This is a genomic window from Deltaproteobacteria bacterium, from assembly GCA_015233135.1.
Classification (GTDB): Bacteria; UBA10199; UBA10199; order JADFYH01; family JADFYH01; genus JADFYH01.
Window position 1 is genome coordinate 15,623 of the sequence record JADFYH010000010.1, and the last position, 21,157, is coordinate 36,779.

The 21,157-nt window shown below is 44.1% G+C and carries 18 protein-coding genes; all 18 read left to right on the top strand.

Going from position 1 to position 21,157, the window contains the following annotated elements:
• Positions 1-51: 51 nt before the first annotated feature.
• The 18 genes from HQM15_04805 to HQM15_04890 all read left to right on the top strand — a co-directional run bounded on the left by HQM15_04805 (position 52) and on the right by HQM15_04890 (position 21,107).
• Positions 52-1,323: a flagellar hook protein FlgE gene (locus tag HQM15_04805; GenBank protein MBF0492078.1), complete on the top strand. Its 1,272-nt coding sequence runs from the start codon at positions 52-54 to the stop codon at positions 1,321-1,323.
• A 59-nt stretch (positions 1,324-1,382) separates the two neighbouring features.
• Positions 1,383-1,982 carry a flagellar basal body-associated FliL family protein gene (locus HQM15_04810; GenBank protein ID MBF0492079.1) on the top strand — a complete coding sequence of 200 codons (600 nt, stop codon included), beginning with the start codon at positions 1,383-1,385 and terminating at the stop codon, positions 1,980-1,982.
• Between the two features lie 292 nt (positions 1,983-2,274).
• Positions 2,275-3,222 carry a FliM/FliN family flagellar motor switch protein gene (locus HQM15_04815; protein MBF0492080.1) on the top strand — a complete coding sequence of 316 codons (948 nt, stop codon included), beginning with the start codon at positions 2,275-2,277 and terminating at the stop codon, positions 3,220-3,222.
• A 20-nt stretch (positions 3,223-3,242) separates the two neighbouring features.
• Positions 3,243-3,566: a FliM/FliN family flagellar motor switch protein gene (locus HQM15_04820; protein MBF0492081.1), complete on the top strand. Its 324-nt coding sequence runs from the start codon at positions 3,243-3,245 to the stop codon at positions 3,564-3,566.
• A 53-nt stretch (positions 3,567-3,619) separates the two neighbouring features.
• Positions 3,620-4,417 carry a flagellar biosynthetic protein FliO gene (locus HQM15_04825; GenBank protein MBF0492082.1) on the top strand — a complete coding sequence of 266 codons (798 nt, stop codon included), beginning with the start codon at positions 3,620-3,622 and terminating at the stop codon, positions 4,415-4,417.
• Between the two features lie 14 nt (positions 4,418-4,431).
• On the top strand, positions 4,432-5,199 hold the full coding sequence (gene fliP, locus HQM15_04830; GenBank protein MBF0492083.1) for a flagellar type III secretion system pore protein FliP: 768 nt from the start codon (positions 4,432-4,434) through the stop codon (positions 5,197-5,199).
• Positions 5,196-5,465, top strand: coding sequence for a flagellar biosynthetic protein FliQ (locus HQM15_04835; GenBank protein ID MBF0492084.1), 270 nt, complete (start codon positions 5,196-5,198; stop codon positions 5,463-5,465). Before fliP ends, HQM15_04835 begins: the two co-directional genes overlap by 4 nt.
• Positions 5,466-5,472: 7 nt before the next feature.
• Complete coding sequence (locus HQM15_04840; protein MBF0492085.1) at positions 5,473-6,228, top strand: flagellar biosynthetic protein FliR; 756 nt, start codon at positions 5,473-5,475, stop codon at positions 6,226-6,228.
• Between the two features lie 6 nt (positions 6,229-6,234).
• Entirely contained in the window at positions 6,235-7,326 is a 1,092-nt protein-coding gene (gene flhB, locus HQM15_04845) for a flagellar biosynthesis protein FlhB (protein MBF0492086.1), read from the top strand.
• The gene (gene flhA, locus HQM15_04850) at positions 7,316-9,406 is read left to right on the top strand and encodes a flagellar biosynthesis protein FlhA (GenBank protein ID MBF0492087.1); all 2,091 of its coding nucleotides are present in this window, start codon (positions 7,316-7,318) and stop codon (positions 9,404-9,406) included. Before flhB ends, flhA begins: the two co-directional genes overlap by 11 nt.
• On the top strand, positions 9,403-10,773 hold the full coding sequence (locus HQM15_04855) for a hypothetical protein (GenBank protein ID MBF0492088.1): 1,371 nt from the start codon (positions 9,403-9,405) through the stop codon (positions 10,771-10,773). Before flhA ends, HQM15_04855 begins: the two co-directional genes overlap by 4 nt.
• A 10-nt stretch (positions 10,774-10,783) precedes the next feature.
• Positions 10,784-11,569, top strand: coding sequence for a FliA/WhiG family RNA polymerase sigma factor (locus HQM15_04860; GenBank protein MBF0492089.1), 786 nt, complete (start codon positions 10,784-10,786; stop codon positions 11,567-11,569).
• A gap of 27 nt (positions 11,570-11,596) precedes the next feature.
• The gene (locus HQM15_04865; protein ID MBF0492090.1) at positions 11,597-13,078 is read left to right on the top strand and encodes a tetratricopeptide repeat protein; all 1,482 of its coding nucleotides are present in this window, start codon (positions 11,597-11,599) and stop codon (positions 13,076-13,078) included.
• Positions 13,075-13,962: a hypothetical protein gene (locus HQM15_04870; protein ID MBF0492091.1), complete on the top strand. Its 888-nt coding sequence runs from the start codon at positions 13,075-13,077 to the stop codon at positions 13,960-13,962. Before HQM15_04865 ends, HQM15_04870 begins: the two co-directional genes overlap by 4 nt.
• A 17-nt stretch (positions 13,963-13,979) precedes the next feature.
• Positions 13,980-15,905 (top strand): motility associated factor glycosyltransferase family protein, encoded by a 1,926-nt coding sequence (locus tag HQM15_04875; protein ID MBF0492092.1) that lies wholly within the window; start codon positions 13,980-13,982, stop codon positions 15,903-15,905.
• Positions 15,902-17,200: a glycosyltransferase family 4 protein gene (locus tag HQM15_04880; protein MBF0492093.1), complete on the top strand. Its 1,299-nt coding sequence runs from the start codon at positions 15,902-15,904 to the stop codon at positions 17,198-17,200. The genes HQM15_04875 and HQM15_04880 overlap by 4 nt, the downstream gene beginning before the upstream one ends.
• Before the next feature lie 156 nt (positions 17,201-17,356).
• Positions 17,357-19,180, top strand: a complete 1,824-nt coding sequence (locus HQM15_04885) for a motility associated factor glycosyltransferase family protein (protein MBF0492094.1) — start codon at positions 17,357-17,359, stop codon at positions 19,178-19,180.
• Positions 19,181-19,187: 7 nt separating this feature from the next.
• Complete coding sequence (locus HQM15_04890) at positions 19,188-21,107, top strand: motility associated factor glycosyltransferase family protein (GenBank protein ID MBF0492095.1); 1,920 nt, start codon at positions 19,188-19,190, stop codon at positions 21,105-21,107.
• Positions 21,108-21,157: the final 50 nt, after the last annotated feature.

Below are 21,157 nucleotides of genomic sequence, written 5' to 3' on the forward strand. Positions count from 1 at the left end.
TCTGCGTGAATTCGCAGACACATCACACATCACGATGAGGAGGATTATTTTATGAGTCTTTTTAATGGTCTTTTTGCCGGTGTAAACGGTATCAATGCCAATGGTGTCGCCATTTCTACCCTGGGTGACAATATTGCCAACGTCAACACAGTAGGATACAAATCGTCTCGTGCCAGCTTTGAGGACATCCTGGCAGGGAGTCAAGGGGGTTTAGGTTCCCGGGTTGCCGGTGTAAATCAGCAATTCGGTCAGGGAGGATTTGAATCTACAAGCTCTACGACGGATCTGGCTATTGATGGGAGCGGATTTTTCGTGGTGAAGAATGCCACCGATGGTTCTACTTATTACAGCCGAGCCGGCCAGTTTAACGTCAACAGTGATGGTTATCTGGTGAATCCCAATGGGGAGCGTCTGCAGGGTTATCTGACGAATTCCAGCAATGCAATAACGGCGCAAGTGGGGGATATTCAAGTGGCAACCACCCCCGTTCCACCGAGCAAGACAGCCTCAGTGACTGTAGTTTCCAATTTAAGTTCCAATGATGCCGCCGCTGCTACTTTTGATCCTTTGAACCCTACTGCGACTTCCAATTTTTCGACGGGGGTCACGGTGTACGATTCTTTGGGCAATTCGCGCCTGGTATCGGTTTATTTCCGTAAGGCTTCCACCAATAATTGGGAATGGTATGCCTTGGCGGATGGAGGAGACCTGACATCGGGTACCCCAGGGGTCAATCAGATCGGAGAACATGGCACCCTGGTTTATGGGACCTCCGGGGCCTTGAGTACCACCACTTTTGTGACGGGTTCCAGTTCACAATTTAACTTTTTGGGGGCGACTCAAAACCAGGTTATCAATTTTAATTTTGGAAGCAGTACAAGTACAGGGGGGACTGGGCTCGATGGAGTGACACAGTTTGGATCTTCTTCTGTTTTAACTAATCTGACCCAAGATGGTTATGCCTCAGGCTCTCTCAAGAGTATCGACATTACGAAGGATGGAACCATTACCGGAACCTTTACCAACGGGGCCTCTCACACCCTGGCGCAGGTTGCGACGGCTACCTTTGGGAATGAAGAAGGATTAAAAAGGGTGGGAAGCAATAACTTCCAGGCAACTTCTGATTCGGGTGCGGCCATTGTCAATGCCCCCGCGGCGGGAGGTAGAGGAGGCATCGTCTCTTCCAGTTTGGAGCAATCCAATGTGGATATTGCTTCCGAGTTGATCAAAATGGTTGTCTTTCAAAGAGGTTTTTCGGCAAACTCCAGAACCATCAGTGCCATCAATGAAATGTTAGGAGAATTGGTGCAGTTGGGTAGGTAAGTGGGTAGGAAGGTAAGAGGTAAGAAGTCAGAAGTCAGAAGATAAAGGAAGAATAGACTATGAATAAAAAACTCATGATCATTATCATTGCTGCTGTCGTTGTTGTGTTGGGAGGTGGAGCCACTGCCTTTTTTCTCCTCTCTGGAAAGAAAGCTTCTGTAAATCAAAAGGACGTGAAGAAAGAGGCCAAGGTGGAGAAAAAAGAGGGTGAAGCCACCAAGGACGAGGGAAACAAAGACGACAAAAAAGAGGCTGCCAAGTCTGAAGACAAGAAAGAAGAATCCAAAGAGGCAAAGAACACGGCCCCTGAAGTGAACAAAGAAGAGCTTCCCAGTAAAGAAGAAAAAGGAGCAGAAGAAGAGTTTAGTTATCAAATGGATTCTATCGTTGCCAATATTTTTGACAAAAATTCTATCCATTATTTGAAGTTGGGGGTTCAAGTCCGGGCCTCGAATCAGGAGGTAATAGACGAACTGAAATCGAAAAAGCCTCAACTCAAGGACAAGCTTCTTTTTATTTTGAGTGATGTCTCAATGCGTGAAGTATTAACGTCTGGAGGCAAAGCCTTGCTGCAAGAAGATATTCAGGATGCATTTAACCGGATGTTGAAAAAAGGCAAGGTCACCAAAGTTTATTATACTGAATTTACGGTGCAGTGAGGGGGGGAGAGGTGAGAAGTGAGGAGTAAGACGTGAGAAGAGTTTTCTTGCAGTTCCCTCTCCCGAAAATGTTCTCACATTTTCCTCATCCCCTGAAGGGAGAGGGGAATATACGATTAAGTTAAACCCTTTCCTCCTCTCAATAGGAAAAAATCTCTAAGTCCCACCGGAAAACTTTTCCTCTTTTAAAATTTTCTTAAACCCAGCCTTTTAAAAAAAACCTTATTTCAAGTACTTAACACCGTTAAACACTTATTACAAAATTGGTACAGACCTTGCTTAACCAATGGGTATGATTTCTCAATTGAAGGCACATCCTGAATACAGGGGTGAAAAACAGCAGCAGGTTCTTCATCTTTGGGAGGGAGAAGTAAAACCTCATAGGTTGGGGGAGTCGAGTGCCCGCTCTGCAAAAAAGGTAGAACAACTCCAGGAACTTCAAAGCAAAGTTGTTTCTGCGCTCCAAAAACATCTGGATTTGCTTTGGGGAAAAGACAAGGTTTTGCAAAGTTTTCCAGCTCAACAGCTTTCGTTCAAGGATTTTTTTTCGGGGCAAAAGGTAGAAGATCTATTGGTGGTCTCCTGGGGGACGGGGGCAGAGGCGCTTAGGGGCTATTTGGTGGTGGAGCGGAGTTTCTTTTATTTTCTTTATAGTTTCATTTTTGGTGGAAATCGCTTCGTGAGCAAGAGCACTCCCCTTTCAAAGTTAGAGAAAAACTATTTTGGGCAATTTGTACAGGATCTTCTGGAGATTGCTACCAATGTTTGGAAGGGCCTGGGGGCATATTCTATTCAGCCGGACAAGTTTTTTGTTGAGGCAGAATCCATTTCAAAAATTTATTCACCCAATGATTTTATTCTCGTTCGTTTTGAGGTGGCCTCCGGCGAAAGTAAATATGGTTTTTCGATGCTCTATCCCATGGATCTACTCGCAGCATTTGATGAAAACAAAGTTCAAGAGGGAGGAGCGGCGCTGCAATTTCAGAGGGATGAGGAGTGGGAAGCCTCTGTCCTGCACGCAGTTTCGGTGACTGTAAGCGCCAAGGTTCATGCGGAGTTGGGAACAGTGCCACTTCTTTTGAGCGAAGCCCTTAGTTTGCAGGTGGGACAAGTGCTTCCCTTGAAGGTCAATGACAAAGGGCACCCTATTTATATCAACGGCAGTACTGCATTCTTGGGAAAAATGGGATCCATTGGAGAGAGCAGGGCAGTTCAAATTATAGAAAATCTTTCGACCTAACTTTTTGAGGAAAATTAAATATGGAAACACAAGAAATCAAGGCACAAAGCCCGGTAGGAAAGTTTGAATCTCTCAGCAAGGAAGCTCTTTCCTTGGTGAAGGATGTCCCAGTCACCTTGCAGGTGTTGTTGGGGGAAAGCGTGATGAGTCTTGGAGATGTACTCAAATTTGGAAAGGGCTCGGTCATTCCCTTGAAACAAAAAGTGGGGCAACCTTTTACTTTGCTTCTGCACTACAAGCCAATTGCGGAAGGGGAGGTTGTGGAAGCAGGAGAAAATTTGGGAATTAAAATTACCAATGTTTTACAAAATGCAGATTCGAAAGAAATGGGAGCAAGCAGTTAGAACTATTAAATAGTGTAAAGGTCTTTATTTTAAAAGAGAGGACAGAAAAATTTATGAAAACAAAAATACTCACCCTTTTTCTCTTAGTCTTTTTTTCCTTCCATATGAGAGCTTATGCAGAAACCCTGAGTCCAAAACCAACTGAGGCTGCTCCCTTGAGTGCTCCTGCAGCGGAAAAGCCGGCGGTAGAAAAAACAGCCAGTGTTCAAGACCTGTTGGAAAAAATGAATCCGAATACTGGGAAAGGAGAGAAACCTATTCTCTCTCCCACCTTGCAAGCCGAAGATAATCTTTTAAACAACGAGGAAAAGCGAGGCGTGAATGTGCTTTCGCAGGCCAAAAATCAGGAAGGTCTTCCCTGGATGCGAACCGTTTTGGGGACTCTTTTTGTTTGCAGTTCGATTGTGGTTGTCTTTTTGTTCCTCAACGCAAAAGGAAAGGCCAACGGCGTTTTTCAAGCTTCCAAAAATCAACCCCTCAAGATCCTTCAAAAGTTGAATCTGGGCCTAAAAACAGAGGTGGTCTTGCTCGATTGGGAAGGCTCACGCCTGTTGCTTTCTGTTCAAGCCTCGCAGGTTCAGGTACTTCAATCTCTGCAGAATAAGGTGGAAGAGGAAGCTCGTCCGGTTATTTCCGCCCAGGAAAAACAAAACAAAGAATTTCAAATTTTGGAAGAATTGCAACTTTCTAAAAATCAACTTCACTTTGAAGCGAAGGAAAAACTTTCAAACCGTGTTCGGGAAGTCGTTCAAAAACTTTCTCCTCTTCCCTCCATGTCTTCGATGGGATTTCGAAAGAGTGAAAGCCTTGTGGAAGAACAAGGCAAAAAAGCTTTGTCTGCAACCGCCTAAGGGAGAATAAGGAAATGATTTTGTCTACAAGACAAAAATTTTGGGGAGCTCTGGGACTGCTTTTGCTGGGTTTCTGTTTCAACTCCTCTTCCCTTTTTGCGGCTTCGACACTTCCTCCAATCAACTTTTCCTTATCCAATCCCGCGGGAGGAACGGATGTCGCAAGTGCGATGAAGATCTTTCTCTTCATGACCCTGCTTTCGATAGGTCCTGCTCTGCTGCTTACCATGACTTCTTTTACGCGCATCATCATTGTTCTTTCTTTTTTGAGACAGGCAATTGGTGTTCAACAGTCACCTCCCAACCAAGTGTTGGTGGGCCTTTCCCTATTTCTTACCTTTTTTATCATGAATCCTGTGATTCAACGGGTTTATCAAGATTCTATTACTCCCTTCATGGAAGGGAAGATTGATCAGGAAACTGCTCTCAAGAAAGGGGCGGAACCTCTCAAGAAATTCATGTTTGCTCAAACTCGACGCAGCGATCTGGAGTTGCTGATTAATTTGTCAAAGACAGAGGTTCCACAAAATCTGGAATCTCTTTCCATGGCGGTTTTAATTCCTTCTTTTGTGTTGAGTGAATTGAAAACCGCTTTTCAGATTGGATTTTTGATTTATCTCCCCTTCGTGCTCATCGATCTGGTTATTTCTATGGTGCTGTTGGTGATGGGGATGATGGTGCTTCCCCCCGTGGTTATTTCGATGCCCTTTAAACTGATGCTTTTCGTGTTGGTCGATGGATGGGATCTGATTGTTGGTTCTCTAATGAGGAGTTTTCGATGAGCCCAGGACTGGTCATGAACATCGGGAGAGAAACCATTTATCTGGCGATGATGGTGCTCGCCCCTATTTTTGTCATGGGCTTTGCAGTGGGGATCACTGTGAGTTTTGCGCAGGCGATCTTGCAGGTACAGGATCCTGCGGTGGGCATGATTCCTAAGATGATCGCCATGGCGGTTTCCCTTTTAATTTTTGGAAGCTGGATGCTCACCCATTTGATGAATTATTTTAAGACTTATCTGGGAGACTTTAGCAGTTTTATTCAATGAGGCGACAGTGGTTAATGAACTTCTACAAGTTACTTTAGGGGCGTTTCGAATCGGGGCCTTCCTGGCTGCAATGCCCCTGTTTGCTTCAACCCCTATTCCGCCCCAGATTAAAGTTTTTATGAGCATGGCTCTTTCATTTCTGACCCTGTCTTTCCAGGGGCCTTTTCCGGAAGCCATTCTGCACAACAACATATTGCTGGGTGTGGTTTTGGCCCGGGAAGTGGGCTTGGGTGCCTTCATTGGATTTGGAGTTCGGATTATATTTGTACTGGTTACTCTCACCCTAGAATTTGCCGGTCTTCAGATGGGATTTTCCATCGCCAACATCATCAATCCCCAGGGAAGCGATCAGGTTTCGATGTTGGCCGCCTTTGGCGTGAACCTGCTTTTACTTTTTCTACTGTCCGTAAATTTTCATCACAATCTGTTTTTTGTTCTGACCCAGAGCTTTCAAAAAATACCGATTGGTGTCCCTGATTTTCAGATGGGACACATGATGGGGGGCCTATCCCAAACTCTAAACGATGTTTTTAAGGCCTCCTTTCAGCTGGCCTTTCCGGTAGTGTTTGCGATGTTTGCGGTACATCTGGTGTTGGCCATCATTGCAAAGGCGGCCCCCCAAATGAATTTGTTTTTTAACATTACTTTTGTGGTTAATATTGTCTGCGGCTTGTTGCTGGTTAACCTGAGCTGGCCTGGTATTTTTGCTCAATTTCAACACTTTTCCGACCGGATGATGAAAACGGGATATAACCTTTGGTAAGAAACTATGGCCGATAACGATCAGGACAAAACTGAAGACCCCTCGGAAAAAAGGGTGAAAGAGTTTCGGGAAGAGGGAAGAATTCCACGTAGTGTGGAGCTGGGGACCCTGATGGGTTTGAGCGTTGCTTTTTCTATCCTCTACATCAAGGGCCAGTCTCTGATCTCGACTCTACTCAATGCAGTGCGGAGTGCGCTGCAATTCGATAGCCAATTTGGCTGGATTACGATTATCGCTTGGTTGCAGCGCTATCTGCAGGATTCGGCCTCTTTTCTTGTCATTCTTTTTGCAAGCATTTTTGCGGTGGCCCTACTCACCTCCTTCGCACAAACCGGATTTCATTTTTCTGTAAAGACCCTGAAGCCCAGGTTTTCTATCCTGAATCCTGCCAATGGTTTCAAGCGTCTTTTTGCCTCTTCCAATGGCATGGTGCAGATCCTGAAGAATTTTTTGAAGCTGAGCGTGATTGGTTTGATTACCTATGGGGTGTTCCAGGATAGGTTTAGTGACATGGTCTATCTTTCCAAAATGGACATGATGGAAAGTTTGAGTTGGAGCGCTCAGGTTGTTTTAAGTCTGCTTCTCCGAATCGGTATTTTTCTAATAGTCCTTTCCGGTCTAGATTATATCTATCAGTGGTTCCAGACTTCCAAACAGATGAAGATGACCCGCCAAGAATTAAAAGATGAAGTGAAGGAACAACAAGTTTCTCCCCATGTGAAGGCCAAGGTCAAACAAGTCGCTCTGGAGAGGGCAAAGCGCCAGATCAAGAAAGAAGTTCCCTTGGCAGATGTGATTGTGACCAATCCTACCCATTTTGCCATTGCTCTTCGCTACAAGCGGGGAGAAGACCCGGCACCCCGAGTGGTAGCAAAGGGGCAGGATCTTTTAGCAAAAACTATCCGTGAGCTGGCCGAGAAACACAATGTGCCTCTTTACGAGTATCCCGAACTCGCGCGTGCCCTCTACAAGAAAGTAAAAGTGGGAAAGATAGTCCCTGCAGAATTTTACCGAAGTGTGGCCCAGGTTCTGGCTTATATCTATCAGCTGTACCGAAAGCGTCATCTCATGAAAGGAGCTCACTGGTATGTTGGCTGAAAAGAATCCAGTTCGAAATATTCTTCGAGAAGGGGGAGACCTGTTCCTGGTGCTTGCCGTGATGGGTATCGTGCTACTCATGGTGCTTCCTATTCCTCCCTTTTTCATGGATATCTTTCTGGTTTTTTCAATTTCACTTTCTATTCTGATTTTCCTGGTGGCCTTGTACGCCTATAAGCCGCTGGATTTTTCTGTTTTTCCCACCCTGATTCTCTTTGCCACTTTATTGCGCCTCACTCTGAATATTGCCAGTACCCGCTTGATTTTACTCAATGGATCGAGTGGGGAAGGCGCTGCTGGTCGTGTCATTGAGGCCTTTGGCTACTTTGTAGCGGGCGGAAACATGGTGGTTGGAATGGTGGTCTTTATCATTTTGGTGGTGATCAACTTTGTGGTGATCACCAAAGGTGCGGGTCGTATTGCCGAAGTGGCTGCCCGTTTTACCTTGGATGCGATGCCCGGAAAACAGCTCGCCATCGATGCCGACTTGAATGCCGGATCCATCGACGACAAGGAAGCCAAGAGACGTCGTGAGGAGCTCGAAAAACAGACGGATTTCTACGGAGCCATGGACGGAGCTTCAAAGTTTGTTCGCGGAGATGCAGTGGCGACCATCGTGATCACCTTGGTCAATATCATTGGTGGTTTTGTGATTGGGATGGCTCAGCAAGGCTTGAATCTGTCGGATGCAGCACGGATCTACACCATCCTCAGTATTGGAGATGGTCTCGTGGGACAGATTCCTGCCCTCATCATTTCTACGGCAGCAGGTATCATCGTTACAAAAGTGGCCTCTCAGACCCGGCTTTCTCAGCAAATAGGGGAGCAAACCCTTAGCCAGTGGCGCCCTATGGGAATGGCCGGAATGTTGCTCGGAGGCCTGGGTTTAATTCCCAGTTTACCCCATCTTCCCTTTTTACTGATGGCTTCCCTCCTGGGTTTTGCGGCTTTTAAAATCTGGAAGCAAAGTGATATTCAGGCCAAAAAAGAGGCCTTGGGCACTGAGGGGCTGAGTGGGGACCAGGAGGCCTTGCCTCAACCTGTAGATGCTATTCCCCCCCTCGACATGATGGAACTCGAGGTAGGTTACGATTTGGTTCCCATTGTCGATCAAAGGGTAGGAGGAGAATTTCCTCAACGTATTGTGGGAATCCGCAGACAGTTGGCTTCCGAGATGGGTGTGTTGCTCTCTCCCGTGCATATTCGGGATAATCTGAAATTAAGACCCGGGGAATACCGTATCTTCCTGAAGGGAGCTGTGATTGGCCAGGGAGAACTGATGATAGGCCATGTCCTGGCGCTGGATCCGGGAATGATTACTCGTCCTGTAGAAGGAATTCCGACTAAAGACCCCACTTTTGGATTAAACGCACTTTGGATTCCAGAAAAGCAAAAAGAAGCGGCGGTAGTGGCGGGTTATACGGTGGTGGATCTTTCCAGTGTCATTGCTACTCACCTGGTTGAGCTGGTTCGTCACAATCTTCATGAACTTTTTGGATGGCAGGATCTGGCCAAACTGATCGAACAAGTGAAGACGACGCATCCCCGACTGATTGCCGATTTATTCCCCGAGCTTCTTTCCTTTGGCGTGGTTTTGAAGGTGGTACAAAATTTGTTGCGAGAGCAAGTTTCCATTCGAGACATCACCACCATTTTAGAGGCCCTGGCCGAATATGCTCCCATGACCAAGGATCCGCTTGAGCTGACTGAACAAGTTCGGATGGCCCTGGGAAGAACCATTTCCCAACGACATGTGGCGAACGATCAGAGTTTATATGCGATTACCCTTTCCCGGGCGATTGAAGAGAAAATTATTCAATCTGTGGCTCAAAGTCGCTCAGGACCTCAGCTGGCTTTAGAACCCAATCTGGCGAAGAACATTGTGACCCAGATTAGCCAGGAGGCCAAAAAGAATTTAGCGAATAATCAACCGGCGGTAGTGCTCACTTCCCAACAAGTGCGCCCCCATCTCTATCGCCTCATTGAAAAATTTATACCGAACCTGGCTGTGCTCGCCCATGCTGAAGTGGCAGGGCACGCCAAGGTTAAACCGGTAGGGATGATTGGAGAAGCCGCATGAAAATCAAAACTTATCTTGTCCGCTCTTTGAGCGAAGCGGTTGAAAAAATCAAAAAGGAAATGGGTCCTGAAGCGGTGATTCTCTCTACCCGAAAAGTAGAGCCCAAGACTCATCCCCTGGCAGATCCTTCGATCAGTTTGGAAGTGACGGCGGCACTTTATCCTGTCGATACCCAGGATTTCTCTTTAAAGACTTCCAGTCCGAAAGAAACTTTTCAGGAAACAGTGCTCCAAGCGCCAAAAGTCAAACAGGGTTCAGTTGTTCCTGTCCCTGAACTGAGAAGTTCTCCTGAGCTGAGGGCGATCCCTGAGCTGTCTCCCATTCAGGCCTATTTCGCAAAGCAGAATCAGAGAAAAATAGAGGAAATGGAACGAGCCATTCTCAGTGTGTGTCGAACGCTGAACCAGCATGAACTGCAATCTTCCCTGATTCATGAACTTTCGGAGAAACTTTTGAGCGAGTGCGAAGAATTTGATCTGGAAAAATGTGAGGAAATGTCAGCGCATCATTTGATGAAAAAAATGCCAAAACCCCTCCCCTTCAAAAGAGAAGGTTTGGAGTCTACTCAATTGGCTTTTGTAGGCCCTACGGGTTCCGGAAAAACAACCACCTTAACCAAGCTTGCTTTGAAATACAAACTAGAAGGCTGTTCCATTGCTATTGTTTCGATTGATTATGACATTCTCCATCGACAAGAGCCCTTGAGACGCTTTGCAGAAGAGAATGAAATTCCTTTTTACTTTGTGACTCATGAATCCGAACTGGTACAAAATCTGACTGAATTTGCAAATTATGAGGTTGTTCTTTTTGATACCGAGGGATGTTCTCCCTATGACAATGAGAGAATGGCGCGTTTGGCCAAGACTTGTGAAAATTTGGGGTCTGTTCAAACCGCCCTGGTTTTGCCCACTCATCTGGGATTTGGAGATCTTTTCTCTATCATGAGGCGCTTTAGTATCACCCGTTTTGATCGATTAATCCTTACCAAATTGGATGAAACAGAAAATTTTGGAAATCTCTTTCATGCGCCTTACTATAGCCAGGTGCCTCTGGCTTATTTTACCATGGGGCAACGAATTCCCGAGGATATTGAAGAAGCAACTTTGGAGCGGATCATGGATTGTTTTTTCAATTTTTCGGCGCGAGGTTCTCTGCTGCCGGAACTTCCCCTGGAAAAGAAGTTCGTCATAGAAAAAAAATCCGTTCCCGAAATGAGCCTGGTTCTGGAAAAGCCGCCAGTCCAAGAAAAGAAGTTGATAGTAGCAAAGAAGTTCTCTTCCGAAAAGAAGATGGTGAGAGAAAGGATGGCTGTATCTGTGAGGACGATGCCGGAGGGAGCAGGTGTGGAAGGTTTAACCTTTTTGTAAGGAGTAGATTTTGAATTCGGTGCAGGCTCAACAATCTCAACAATATGGGCAACATTCTCCGGTCTCGGATGCCCTCTCTTCTTTTGAACAAGAAAAGGTGGTTGAGTTTCTTAGGCTCGTGAAATGGATCGTGAACCGAATTCTCAATCGCCTGCCCAGACATATCAACGGCGATGATCTTATTCATAGTGGAATTTTGGGTTTGATTGATGCCGTCAAGCGTTTCAGTTGGGGAAGGCCCCGCGAACCAGAAGAATTCAAGGCCTATGCGGAATGCCGCATTCGGGGTCAAATCATGGATGAGCTTCGACGCATGGATGCCCTTCCGCGCTCTGCACGTGAAAAGGTAAATAAATTTAAAAGAACCTTTGAAACCCTGTGCCAACAGCTCAAACGGGAGCCCACTGAATATGAGATTTGTGCTGAACTCAAAGTCGATTTGGAGACTTGCCATCAAATGAGGGCAGAGATGGCCTTTGGCAAAGAGATTCCTTACGATTCTTGTCAAAATCCTCAGTCGATCGAAGAAATGTTGCTGCAGACTTTGGATGATGTAGCCATTCGTACGCCGGAATCGCAGTTGCACATTGAACAGGTCAAAAAACTGCTCGGTGAGGAGATTGCAAATTTGGAAGAAAAAGAACGGCAGGTGGTGAGCTTGTATTATCTGGAAGAAATGACGCTCAAGGAAATTGGAGTCATCTTGTCGATTACGGAATCCAGGGTTTCCCAAATTCACGCGGCAGCCCTGGCAAAATTATTGAAGAGGTTACGATTGAGTCTGGATTTGGATTGAAAATTCAAAATTATTTTTGGAGAAAAAATGAATCTTGCAGTAAAAAAAACAGGCCCCACGCTGGCGCTTTGCATGATCGTTAAAAACGAAGAGGCCTGGTTGCGTGCTTGTTTGCAAAGCGTTCAGGGCCTCGTCGACGAAATGGTCATTGTCGATACGGGCTCTAGCGATGCCACGGTAGAAATCGCGAAATCTTTTGGGGCGCGCATGATCTCTCACGTCTGGAAGAATGATTTTTCCGAGGCACGCAACGTTTCTTTAGCGCACGCGAGCAGCGACTGGATCCTCGTTCTCGACGCCGATGAAGCCATTTCTAGGCAAGATCATGATCCAATCCGACAACTCCTTCTGCATCCTCAGAAGCCTATCATTACACTGATCCAGACCAGCTATTGCCTCGACTCGAACACCTGTGGTTGGAGGCCAAACCAGCTTCAAGTGCCGGAAGCAAAAGGCTATCCCGGTTATATGGATTCTTCTCTGGCTCGACTTTTTCCGAGAGATCCTCAAATCCGTTTTCAGGGAGAAATCCACGAACATGCACGACATGAAAAACAGGAGTATCCTCAAATCAATGTTCCCCTGCGGATTCATCACTATGGAAAATATAATTCTCAGGAGGTCTTAAGGAAAAAAGATGAATTGTATTTGGGCATCACCGAGGAGAAATATAGAAAAGCCTCGGACAATGCCCATGTGTGTTATGAAATGGCCGCTCAGTATTGGCGTATGGGAGAGGTGGAAAAGGCCAAAGAAGTTCTTCAAAAGGCACTGAAGATTGACCCCAAATATGTGCGACTCTGGTTGGTCTGGGGTGGAATTCTGCATCAGGAAAAAAAATATGCTGAGGCGGCAAAGGCCTATGCCCAAGTGATGGAATTGGAACCGAGTAATCCGACCCCTTATCTTTATTTGCCCACCATTCTGGTTGAGATGAAAAATTTTGTGTTGGCCCAAGAGATTTTGAATGAGGGCCGTCAAAAGATAGGCGATCATCCAGGTTTTTATTTGAACGAAGGAAGCGTAAAACAATCTTTAGGGAAACACAAAGAGGCGCTTTTGTCTTTTAGTAAGGCCCTGACCTTGAATCCGGATGAAAGTATTGCCTGGTTAAATCAGGGAGTCTCGGAGCTTTATCTGGGATTTTTTGCACAAGCTGAAAAAAGTTTTGAGAAGGCCGAACAATATTCTGGAACCCGTTTTGAGGCCAACAGACGTCTGGTACATCTTTATTTTAAAACAGCCCAATTGGAAAAGGCTGCCCTGGCATTAAAAAAAGCCAAGGAGGAGCAGTCTGAGCACCCTGAAATTTTAGTGAATGAAGTCGTGTTGCTCACGGAGCAGAAGCAATGGACTGGGCTTGTAGAAAAAATAGAAGTACTGCAGGAACGGCCCGATCTGAGCCACGCACAGCAGCTCCTTCTTAAAAAATGTTCATCCTTAATTCCCTCTCCCCAATTTGTTGGAGAGACAACATTACACTCGTTAGAAAGGAGTAATACTCTATGATTTCTTCAAATTCCTTAGCGACAGGTGAGGTCTTAGGAAAAAGTTATGGTTTTCAAGTGAGGCCTGCTGTGAGTGCCCGTGATTCTATTCAAGATTTGGTGGCACAAGGTAAGATTGTCGGAGAATGGAATGAAAATTTCAAAATTTATGCCTTGCCCGAAATGCTGAAACAGAGGCCTCCCAAATGGATAAAAGAGGAGCCTTTTAAAGGGGTATTGCAGGTAGACGCCATTAAAAATATCTGGCAGGCCATGGATTATTTTGGCGAAGGAGAGCTGGATGTTTTGATTACTCCGGAGAATTCATTCCTCTTTCCCCAAGAGGGCAGAAGCCTCCTTGAGGGCATTCGGGGCATTCTGGAAAACAGGAAGGATCCGACTACAGGGGCACCCACACTGGGAACAGATTTTAATTTCGAATCGGACGATCCCTTTTTAAATAATCTGCAGGGGAAATTATTGACCCTGAAAGGAAATATTTCGGAGGCAGGTAAGGCCTTTGGGAAGGCCCTTGCCTTGTTGCCCGAATACAGTGAGCCCTACGCAAATTTGGGAACCTTGCTCTGGCAACTGGGTCAGCAAAAGGAGGCCTTTGTTCTTTTTGTGGAGGCCCTGCTGCGCAATCCCTATAATGTTGCGGCACAGCTGAATTTTTTTGATGCCGGAAGGGAGACGGAAAATTTTGATGGGATGATTAAAGTAGTCGAAAAAATTCTGGAAATGGATCCAGAGTGTCTGGAATTTTATCCCATCCTGGCTTTTTCTTATCACCGTTCGGGGCAAGCGGGTAAGGCCATCGATATCCTCAACAATTTTTTGGCCAAGTACCCTCAGGAAGAAGAGGCCCGGCTTTTACTGGAACATATCAAATCTCATTTGCAGTAAAAAGGTAGATCAAAAAAATGAATTTCTTCGAAAAAAACTTTGCCGTCCTCGAAACCACCCATCCCAAACTGGCTCAAAAAGTAAGGGAAATGAAATATTCACCCGAGAACCTGGTTGAAGTTTCTCCAGGCGTTTTTGATTTCAAAGATGCCCAAGGAAAACTTCTTTATCAAGGGCAACCCCTACTCAAAGCAGAAGAATATTTAAAAAAAGTGAATCTCACTTACCCAAAGTTTGTCGTCTTTTATGGTTTGGGTTTGGGTTATTCTTTCCAGGAATTTCAAAAACAATTTTCACAAAAATTTGAAATAGCAATTGTGGTTGAAAAATCTCTTACTCTTTTTCGTCATTCGCTTGAAGTAACCGATTGGACAGAGATTCTCACTTCGCAAAAATTGCTTTTGTTGGTGGATGAAGAACTCGAGGCGGTACAGGAAAAACTTAAATCTTGTTTTTCGGATGGAATTTTTTTGACCTTTGTTAAGGCAATGACCCCAATTCATGAGGAGGTATCCTTGGTTTGGGAGGGCAAGGGGAACTATTACGTTTCAGTAGCTCAGTGTATAAAAGAGCAAATTGAATACGTTTCTGAATTCATGGTTGGAGATTGGGAAGACAATTACCATGGTTTCACGAATGTTGTGAATAATGTTTTTCATGCCTATCAGGTTCCTTCTTTTACTTCCCTAGTGGAACGGTTTCAAAAAATTCCTGGCATTGTGGTATCCACAGGGCCTTCCTTGAATCATTCACTAGAATGGTTGAAAAAGGTACAGAACAAGGCCGTGATCGCTTGTGCCGATTCAGCTCTACGTATTTTACTCAAGCATGGGATTACGCCTCATATAGTTGCCTGCCTTGAAAGAACTCAATGTACCATAAAATATTTCGAAGAATTTAATGATTTAAATCGAACTTTTTTACTAAGTGATTTGAGTATTTGGCCCGAGACTTATCAAAAGTATAGCGGGCCCAAGATTAATTATTTTCGCCCTGTAGGCCAGCAGCGTTGGTTCTTTCCAAAAGAAATAATGAGAAATGCAGGGACTTCAGTGGCGCACGAGATTTTTTTGGCTCTTTATTACATGGGCTGTTCTCCTATTTTTTTGGTGGGTCAGGATTTAGCCTATGATCCTCACACTCATGCGGGTCATGCTCAAGGGATTTCCTCCTTTTTGGAGGATTATGACAAAAGTGAGTTGCAATACATTAAACATCATTATGTCTCCGCTGGGAAAAATGAGGTGTGGGTGGAAGGTAATAATGGAAAACCTATCTTGACTAGCCCCTATTGGAATAATTTCAGGAATTTTTTTGAGAATATTTTCAAAAAAGAAGGCGTGGATTGCTACAATGTAATTCCTCAAGAATACGGGGCCCGCTTGAAGAATGCAAAATGGCTGGATCCTCGTCAGGCCTTGGAATTTTTCAGTGAAGAGAGGGATATCTTTGCCCTTCTGAAGGAGGGGCTAGACCAATCTTCTGTGGAAGAGAAAGAAGTCTTTTTGACGAAAATGAAAATGAAATTCCAGACTGCCTTGGGGTATTTAAGAAATTTTCAAGAGATTACTTTGGACGTTTTGGATAGTATTTCCATTTTTCAACATCATTTTGATTTGCAGCTTTTCGGATTTGAAACTTATCGCCCCCTTTTAACTAGATTAGAAAAGATGATTAATGAGTTGGAATACATTCCTGAAAATCTTGAAGATGATTTTTTTGGCAATTTTCTTTATCCACAAATTCAGGGGGAATTAATTCCTTTTTATCAAGGAATAGAAGCTGCACTCAAATTGCCAGAACAATCTACCTTTCGTATTCGGGAGCAAATTAAAATGCTGAGGTTTTGGTTGAAGACGGTGCATTATGCTTGTTCAAGGATGGAAAATTTTATTCTTAAAAATTTAGCAGAAGAAAATCGGAAAATCCTAGGGACTCTATGACCCCTTATAAGATCGCCTTTTTTCATGTAGGCGCTGCCTGTCACGGTCGCAGCAAAAAAATAAAACCCCTGGGGGGGACTGAGTCTGCGATGATTGACATGGCAGAGGCGCTTGCTCAGCGTGGGCACGAAGTGCATGTCTTTAGCCTGTTGGATGATGTAGGCCCTTACGAGGGAGTACAGTACCATTCTTTTGAAGCATTCGAATCTTTTTCTCTCAATAAAAACTGGGATGTTTTTATTGGAATCCGGCAGCTTCTTCCTCTGCTGGTTAAGCGTTGGGCAGCCTATCAAATTTATTTCACTCCAGACGCCTACGATCAGCCCTTTTTTAAACAGGCCTTACAAGTAGATTGCAGCTTGGATAGTCAAAATTGGAAAGTGGGGCTCTACTCTTTGAAGTTTGTCAGTCACTGGGTCGATAAAATTTATTGTGTAGGCCAGTGGCAGGCCCAGAGCTTGGCTCAGGCCTTTCAAGTTCCCCTTTCCAAATTTTTTGTGACGGGCAATGGCATTTGGCCTCAGCTTTTTAAACCCCTTCCCTTTTCTGAAAGAAAAAAAAGAATTGTTTATGCCTCTACCCCTTCTCGAGGTTTGGAATATTTGCTCGATTATTTTCCCACTCTTCGCAGGGAGAATCCTGGGTTGGAATGTTGGGTGATGAGTGGAATGCAACTCTATGGACTCAGCGCAGAGCAAGATCAGCAGCAGTATGCAGGGGTTTATCAAAAAGCAAAACAAGAAGGAGTCCATCTTTTGGGCCCTGTATCCAAATCGGAACTCTATTCAATTTTTTCTCAAAGTCTGGCGATGGCCTACCCGAATACCTTTGCAGAAACCTTTTGTATTGCTGTGTTAGAGGCGCAAGCCGCAGGATTGCCAGTGGTGACCACTCGCCTGGCTGCCTTGGAGGAACGGATTGAAGAAGCGAAAGAAGGTTTTTTGATTTCAGGACATCCCTCTCAAGAAACTTACCAGGAAGATTTTATTTCAAAAATGAACCAGGTCCTTCAAAGTCCATCTTTGTGGAATCCTTTGAGTGCACAGGCTCTAGAAAAGAGCCGGCGGTTTTCTTATGAAATTTTAGCTCAGGCTTGGGAAAAAGATTTTGATCTTTTTTTTCAAGACCCAGAAAAAAATAAAAGCCCCAGGCCAGATTTGTTTTTTCCCAAGCAAGAATTTCTGACAGTGAAGGGAGAGGATCAAAAAACAGCGCAGATTGAAATCTCTCCACAAATCATTCAACAGGAACTTAACAAATATTTGAATGCCTTTAATTTTAAGAGTTTGATGTAACATAGAGACAGGTTTTAAACCCGTCTCTACTTGTCTTGTCATTTACATGGATTCGACTGGGCTCACCATGTCCCACTTGGTTCCAATTGGGACATGGTGAGGCCCTCGAACCATGTAATGGATTTGTTAAATTTATTCCTGTGCTGAGTATAAATTATGACCTTCATTCAAAACAATATTCAAAAATTTCTTGAGCGTTACCCCCAAGAAAAAGAGCTGGCTTCACTCTTGAGTTCCTTGCCACCCAATCCACAAAAAGTTTTGAATCCGAGTGCTCATCTTTCTCTAGATGCTGAACTCAAGAAGAGTCGCATGCTTATTTTTCTAGGTTTAGGGGATGCACTTTGTTTCAAGAGACTTTTTCCCATCCTCAAAGATCAAAATTTTATTTTTGTGATTTTTGAGCGATCGCTCGAGGTGCTTGCCAAACTTTGGAGTGAGGGAGATTGGACAGAATTTTTGGAACATCCCCGTACTTTCTGGTTTCTGGGAAAAAAAACTTCTTATACAAGAGAGTTCCAAGAGGCCTTTTCTAACATCTCGTTGGTGAATTCCATTGGGGCCTGCACCTTTGTAAAATTACCGGATGAGGCCTTGGAGTCCAATCTCTATGATCAGCTTTTGGATCTTTTTATTGAGGCAGGAAGTCAGCAAATTCAGAATGTAGCTGCCTTTCCGGAAGATGCCTATCGGGGGATGATGAATTATGTGCGCAATACTTCTAAAATTGCCAGCATTCCCCGTCTAGAAGAGTTTAAAGATTATTACCGAGGGATGTCTGGTATTGTCGTTTCAGCGGGGCCTTCCTTAAAGTTCTGTTTGCCCCTTCTCAAAAAACTTCAAAAACACGCCCTGGTGGTTTGTGTTGATGCTGTCTATAAGCTTCTGCTCTCACAAGGAATTATCCCTCATTTTGTGACTTCTATGGAACGAGCGGCCACCTGTGAGTTTTTTGAAGGTACTCCGCTCCAGTCTCAAAGTTGCTTAATTACGCTGCCTCTCCTTCAACCAGAAAGTCTGGAGGCCTTTCAAGGCCCCCAAGTGTTTTTACCTAGTGTAGGGAATGGGCACGAATTTTTTTACCCGGAACACAAGGGAAATGATATCGGTCGTTCCTCGGCCACCTTGGCCTATGCGGCGCTGGCCTTGCTGGGTTGTGATTCCATTTATTTGATGGGACAAGACCTGGCCTTTGATCGCTTTTCAGAGGCTTCCCACGTCTCTGGAGTTTGGAATTTGGTGAGAGAAGAGGGCGAATGTATTCATCAAAAGTTAAAGCAGGAAAAAATTGAGAATAATCCCAATTGGATAGAAGGAAACAATGGACAGCCTATTTTAAGCCGGGATTGTTGGAAGAGTTTCAAAGAAGATTTTGTACGTCTGGGTCAAAAGTATTCCTGCAAGACCTTTAATATTATTCCACGGGACTATGGGGCTAAAATTCCGGGTGTTTCACAAATTGAGCCTGAAGAGGCCTTGTTGCATTTCGACCTTTCTCAAGATGCCTGGGCCAAAGATATTGTTCCCTTGCTTCAAATTCCCTTGGAACAAAAAAAGAAAAAGGAAGCAGAGACAACAGAGACGATGCAGAGGGCCATTTCTTTTTTTGATGAGACTTTTGTTCCCACGATTTTAGAAATGAACCAGGCCCTTTCGCTTTATTATCAATACAACTTTCCTATGGTGAATGGTGAGGAATTAGAAAAGAAGTACGAATCTCTCTTTAATGAGTTGGAAAAAGCAGAAAATCTTCTGCTTAAAAAAGATTCTTTAGTGGTCAACGGTTTGATGCTTCCTTTCTTTCAATACCTCATGCCAGTCATGTGCATTGAAATCTCAAAAGTTCGTAATGAACCCATCCCTTATGTGGAAAAGGTTCAACAAATTGTAAACAAATTGTTTGGGCATTATAAAGATTTACTCTATTGGGGTATGAGAGTGAATGATCTTCTCAAAAGAAGATTGAGTGGGAATATCTGAATCAAATATGAGCTACTTCGAAAAAAACTTTGCTGTCCTTGCAACCACTCATCCCAAACTAGCTCAAAAAATAAGTGGCATTAAATATTTGTCCAAGAACTTGGTCGAAATTTCTCCAGGCGTTTTTGATCTCAAAGATGAGCAAGGAAGGCTCTTTTATCAGGGGAAGCCTTTAATAAAGGCTGAAGAGTATTTAAAAAAAGTGAATCTCGCTTTTCCTGAGTTTGTTGTTTTTTATGGTTTGGGTCTGGGTTATTCTTTCCAGAAATTCTGTAAACAATGCACACAATTTAAAATAGCTTTTGTGGTAGAAAAATCTCTGGATCTTTTTCGCTATTCTCTGGAAGTGACCGATTGGACAGAGATTCTCGCTTCGAAAAAATTAGTTTTGTTAGTGGACGCAGAACTTGAGGAGTTGAAGAACAGTATTCTGACTATTCTTGGGGATGGAAGTTTTCTTGTCTTTGTCAAGGCAATGACCACGATTCATGAGGAGGTCTCTTTGGTCTGGGGCAACAAGGGGGATTATTACGTTTCTGTGGCCCAGTGTATGAAGGAGCAAATTGAATACGTTTCTCGATTCTTCATTGGAGAGGGGGAGGACAATTTTCAAGGTTTTATGAATGTTGTGAATAATGTTTTTCATGCCTACCAGGTTCCTTCTTTTACTGCTTTGCTGGAACGTTTTCAGAAGTTTCCAGGAATTGTGGTGTCTACAGGGCCTTCGTTGAATTATTCGCTGGAATGGCTGAAAAAGGTACAGAATAAGGCTGTGATTGCCTGCGCCGATTCAGCCCTGCGCATTTTACTCAAACACGGGATTACCCCGCATCTGGTGGGTTCTCTTGAACGAATCTATTGCACCAGAAAATATTTCGAAGAATTTAACGATTTAAGTCAAACTTTTTTACTTAGCGATTTGAGTGTCTGGCCTGAAACCTATCAAAAGTATAGCGGGCCCAAAATTAATTTTTTCCGTACCGTAGGCCAGCAGCGTTGGTTTTTTCCAAAAGAAATATTAAGGAATGCAGGCAATTCGGTGGCACACGAACTTTTTTTGGCTCTTTATTATATGGGTTGCTCTCCCATTTTTCTAGTGGGGCAGGATTTAGCTTATGATCCTCATAACCATGCAGGTCATGCCCAGGGGGCTTCCTCTTTTCTGGAGGACTATGACAAACAAGAGCTGGAAGGAATCCAATTTCATTATGTCTCTACTGGAAAGAAAGAGGTGTGGGTGGAGGGGAATAGTGGAAAACCTATTCTGAGCAGTCCCACTTGGAATGGTTTTAGGCTTTTTTTTGAAACCCTTCTCAAAAAAGAGGGGGTGGATTGCTACAATGTGATTCCCCAGGAATATGGGGCTCGCTTGAAGAATGCAAAATGGCTGGATCCTCATCAGGCCTTGGAATTTTTCAGTGAAGAGAGGGATGTCTTTGCTATTCTGAAAGAGAGTCTTGAACAATCTCCTGTGGAAGAGAAAGAAGTATTTCTTGAAAAGATAAAAATGAGATTTCAAGTTGCCCTGGGGTATCTAAAAAATTCTCAGGAAATCACTTTGGATATTTTGGATAGTATTTCTATTTTCCAGCATCGTTTTGATTTGCAACTTTTTGGTTTGGAAACTTATCGCCCACTTTTACTTCGATTGGAGCAGACGATCAATGAGTTGGAAAAGGTCCCGGAGAGTTTCGAAGATGATTTTTTTGGCAACTTTCTTCTTCCACAAATTCAGGGCGAATTAATTCCCTTTTATCAAGGGATAGAAGCTGCGCTGAAACTGCCGGAGCAGTCGATATTTCGTATTCGGGAGCAAATCAAAATGCTGAGAACTTGGCTGAAGACGGTGCATTATGCCTGTGCAAGGATGGAGAATTTTATTCTTAAAAATTTGTCGGAAGAAAATCAGACGCTCTTGGAAAATTGATATGGCCCTTTATTGGAGTGTGAGAGAAGAGTGATCTTCTCAAAAGGAGA

What these genes read in the sequence shown, in the direction of transcription:
- HQM15_04805 (MBF0492078.1), top strand. Translation starts at nt 52, where the DNA reads ATGAGTCTTTTTAATGGTCTTTTTGCCGGTGTAAACGGTATCAATGCC.
- HQM15_04810 (MBF0492079.1), top strand. Translation starts at nt 1,383, where the DNA reads ATGAATAAAAAACTCATGATCATTATCATTGCTGCTGTCGTTGTTGTG.
- HQM15_04815 (MBF0492080.1), top strand. Translation starts at nt 2,275, where the DNA reads ATGATTTCTCAATTGAAGGCACATCCTGAATACAGGGGTGAAAAACAG.
- HQM15_04820 (MBF0492081.1), top strand. Translation starts at nt 3,243, where the DNA reads ATGGAAACACAAGAAATCAAGGCACAAAGCCCGGTAGGAAAGTTTGAA.
- HQM15_04825 (MBF0492082.1), top strand. Translation starts at nt 3,620, where the DNA reads ATGAAAACAAAAATACTCACCCTTTTTCTCTTAGTCTTTTTTTCCTTC.
- fliP (MBF0492083.1), top strand. Translation starts at nt 4,432, where the DNA reads ATGATTTTGTCTACAAGACAAAAATTTTGGGGAGCTCTGGGACTGCTT.
- HQM15_04835 (MBF0492084.1), top strand. Translation starts at nt 5,196, where the DNA reads ATGAGCCCAGGACTGGTCATGAACATCGGGAGAGAAACCATTTATCTG.
- flhB (MBF0492086.1), top strand. Translation starts at nt 6,235, where the DNA reads ATGGCCGATAACGATCAGGACAAAACTGAAGACCCCTCGGAAAAAAGG.
- flhA (MBF0492087.1), top strand. Translation starts at nt 7,316, where the DNA reads ATGTTGGCTGAAAAGAATCCAGTTCGAAATATTCTTCGAGAAGGGGGA.
- HQM15_04855 (MBF0492088.1), top strand. Translation starts at nt 9,403, where the DNA reads ATGAAAATCAAAACTTATCTTGTCCGCTCTTTGAGCGAAGCGGTTGAA.
- HQM15_04865 (MBF0492090.1), top strand. Translation starts at nt 11,597, where the DNA reads ATGAATCTTGCAGTAAAAAAAACAGGCCCCACGCTGGCGCTTTGCATG.
- HQM15_04870 (MBF0492091.1), top strand. Translation starts at nt 13,075, where the DNA reads ATGATTTCTTCAAATTCCTTAGCGACAGGTGAGGTCTTAGGAAAAAGT.
- HQM15_04875 (MBF0492092.1), top strand. Translation starts at nt 13,980, where the DNA reads ATGAATTTCTTCGAAAAAAACTTTGCCGTCCTCGAAACCACCCATCCC.
- HQM15_04880 (MBF0492093.1), top strand. Translation starts at nt 15,902, where the DNA reads ATGACCCCTTATAAGATCGCCTTTTTTCATGTAGGCGCTGCCTGTCAC.
- HQM15_04885 (MBF0492094.1), top strand. Translation starts at nt 17,357, where the DNA reads ATGACCTTCATTCAAAACAATATTCAAAAATTTCTTGAGCGTTACCCC.
- HQM15_04890 (MBF0492095.1), top strand. Translation starts at nt 19,188, where the DNA reads ATGAGCTACTTCGAAAAAAACTTTGCTGTCCTTGCAACCACTCATCCC.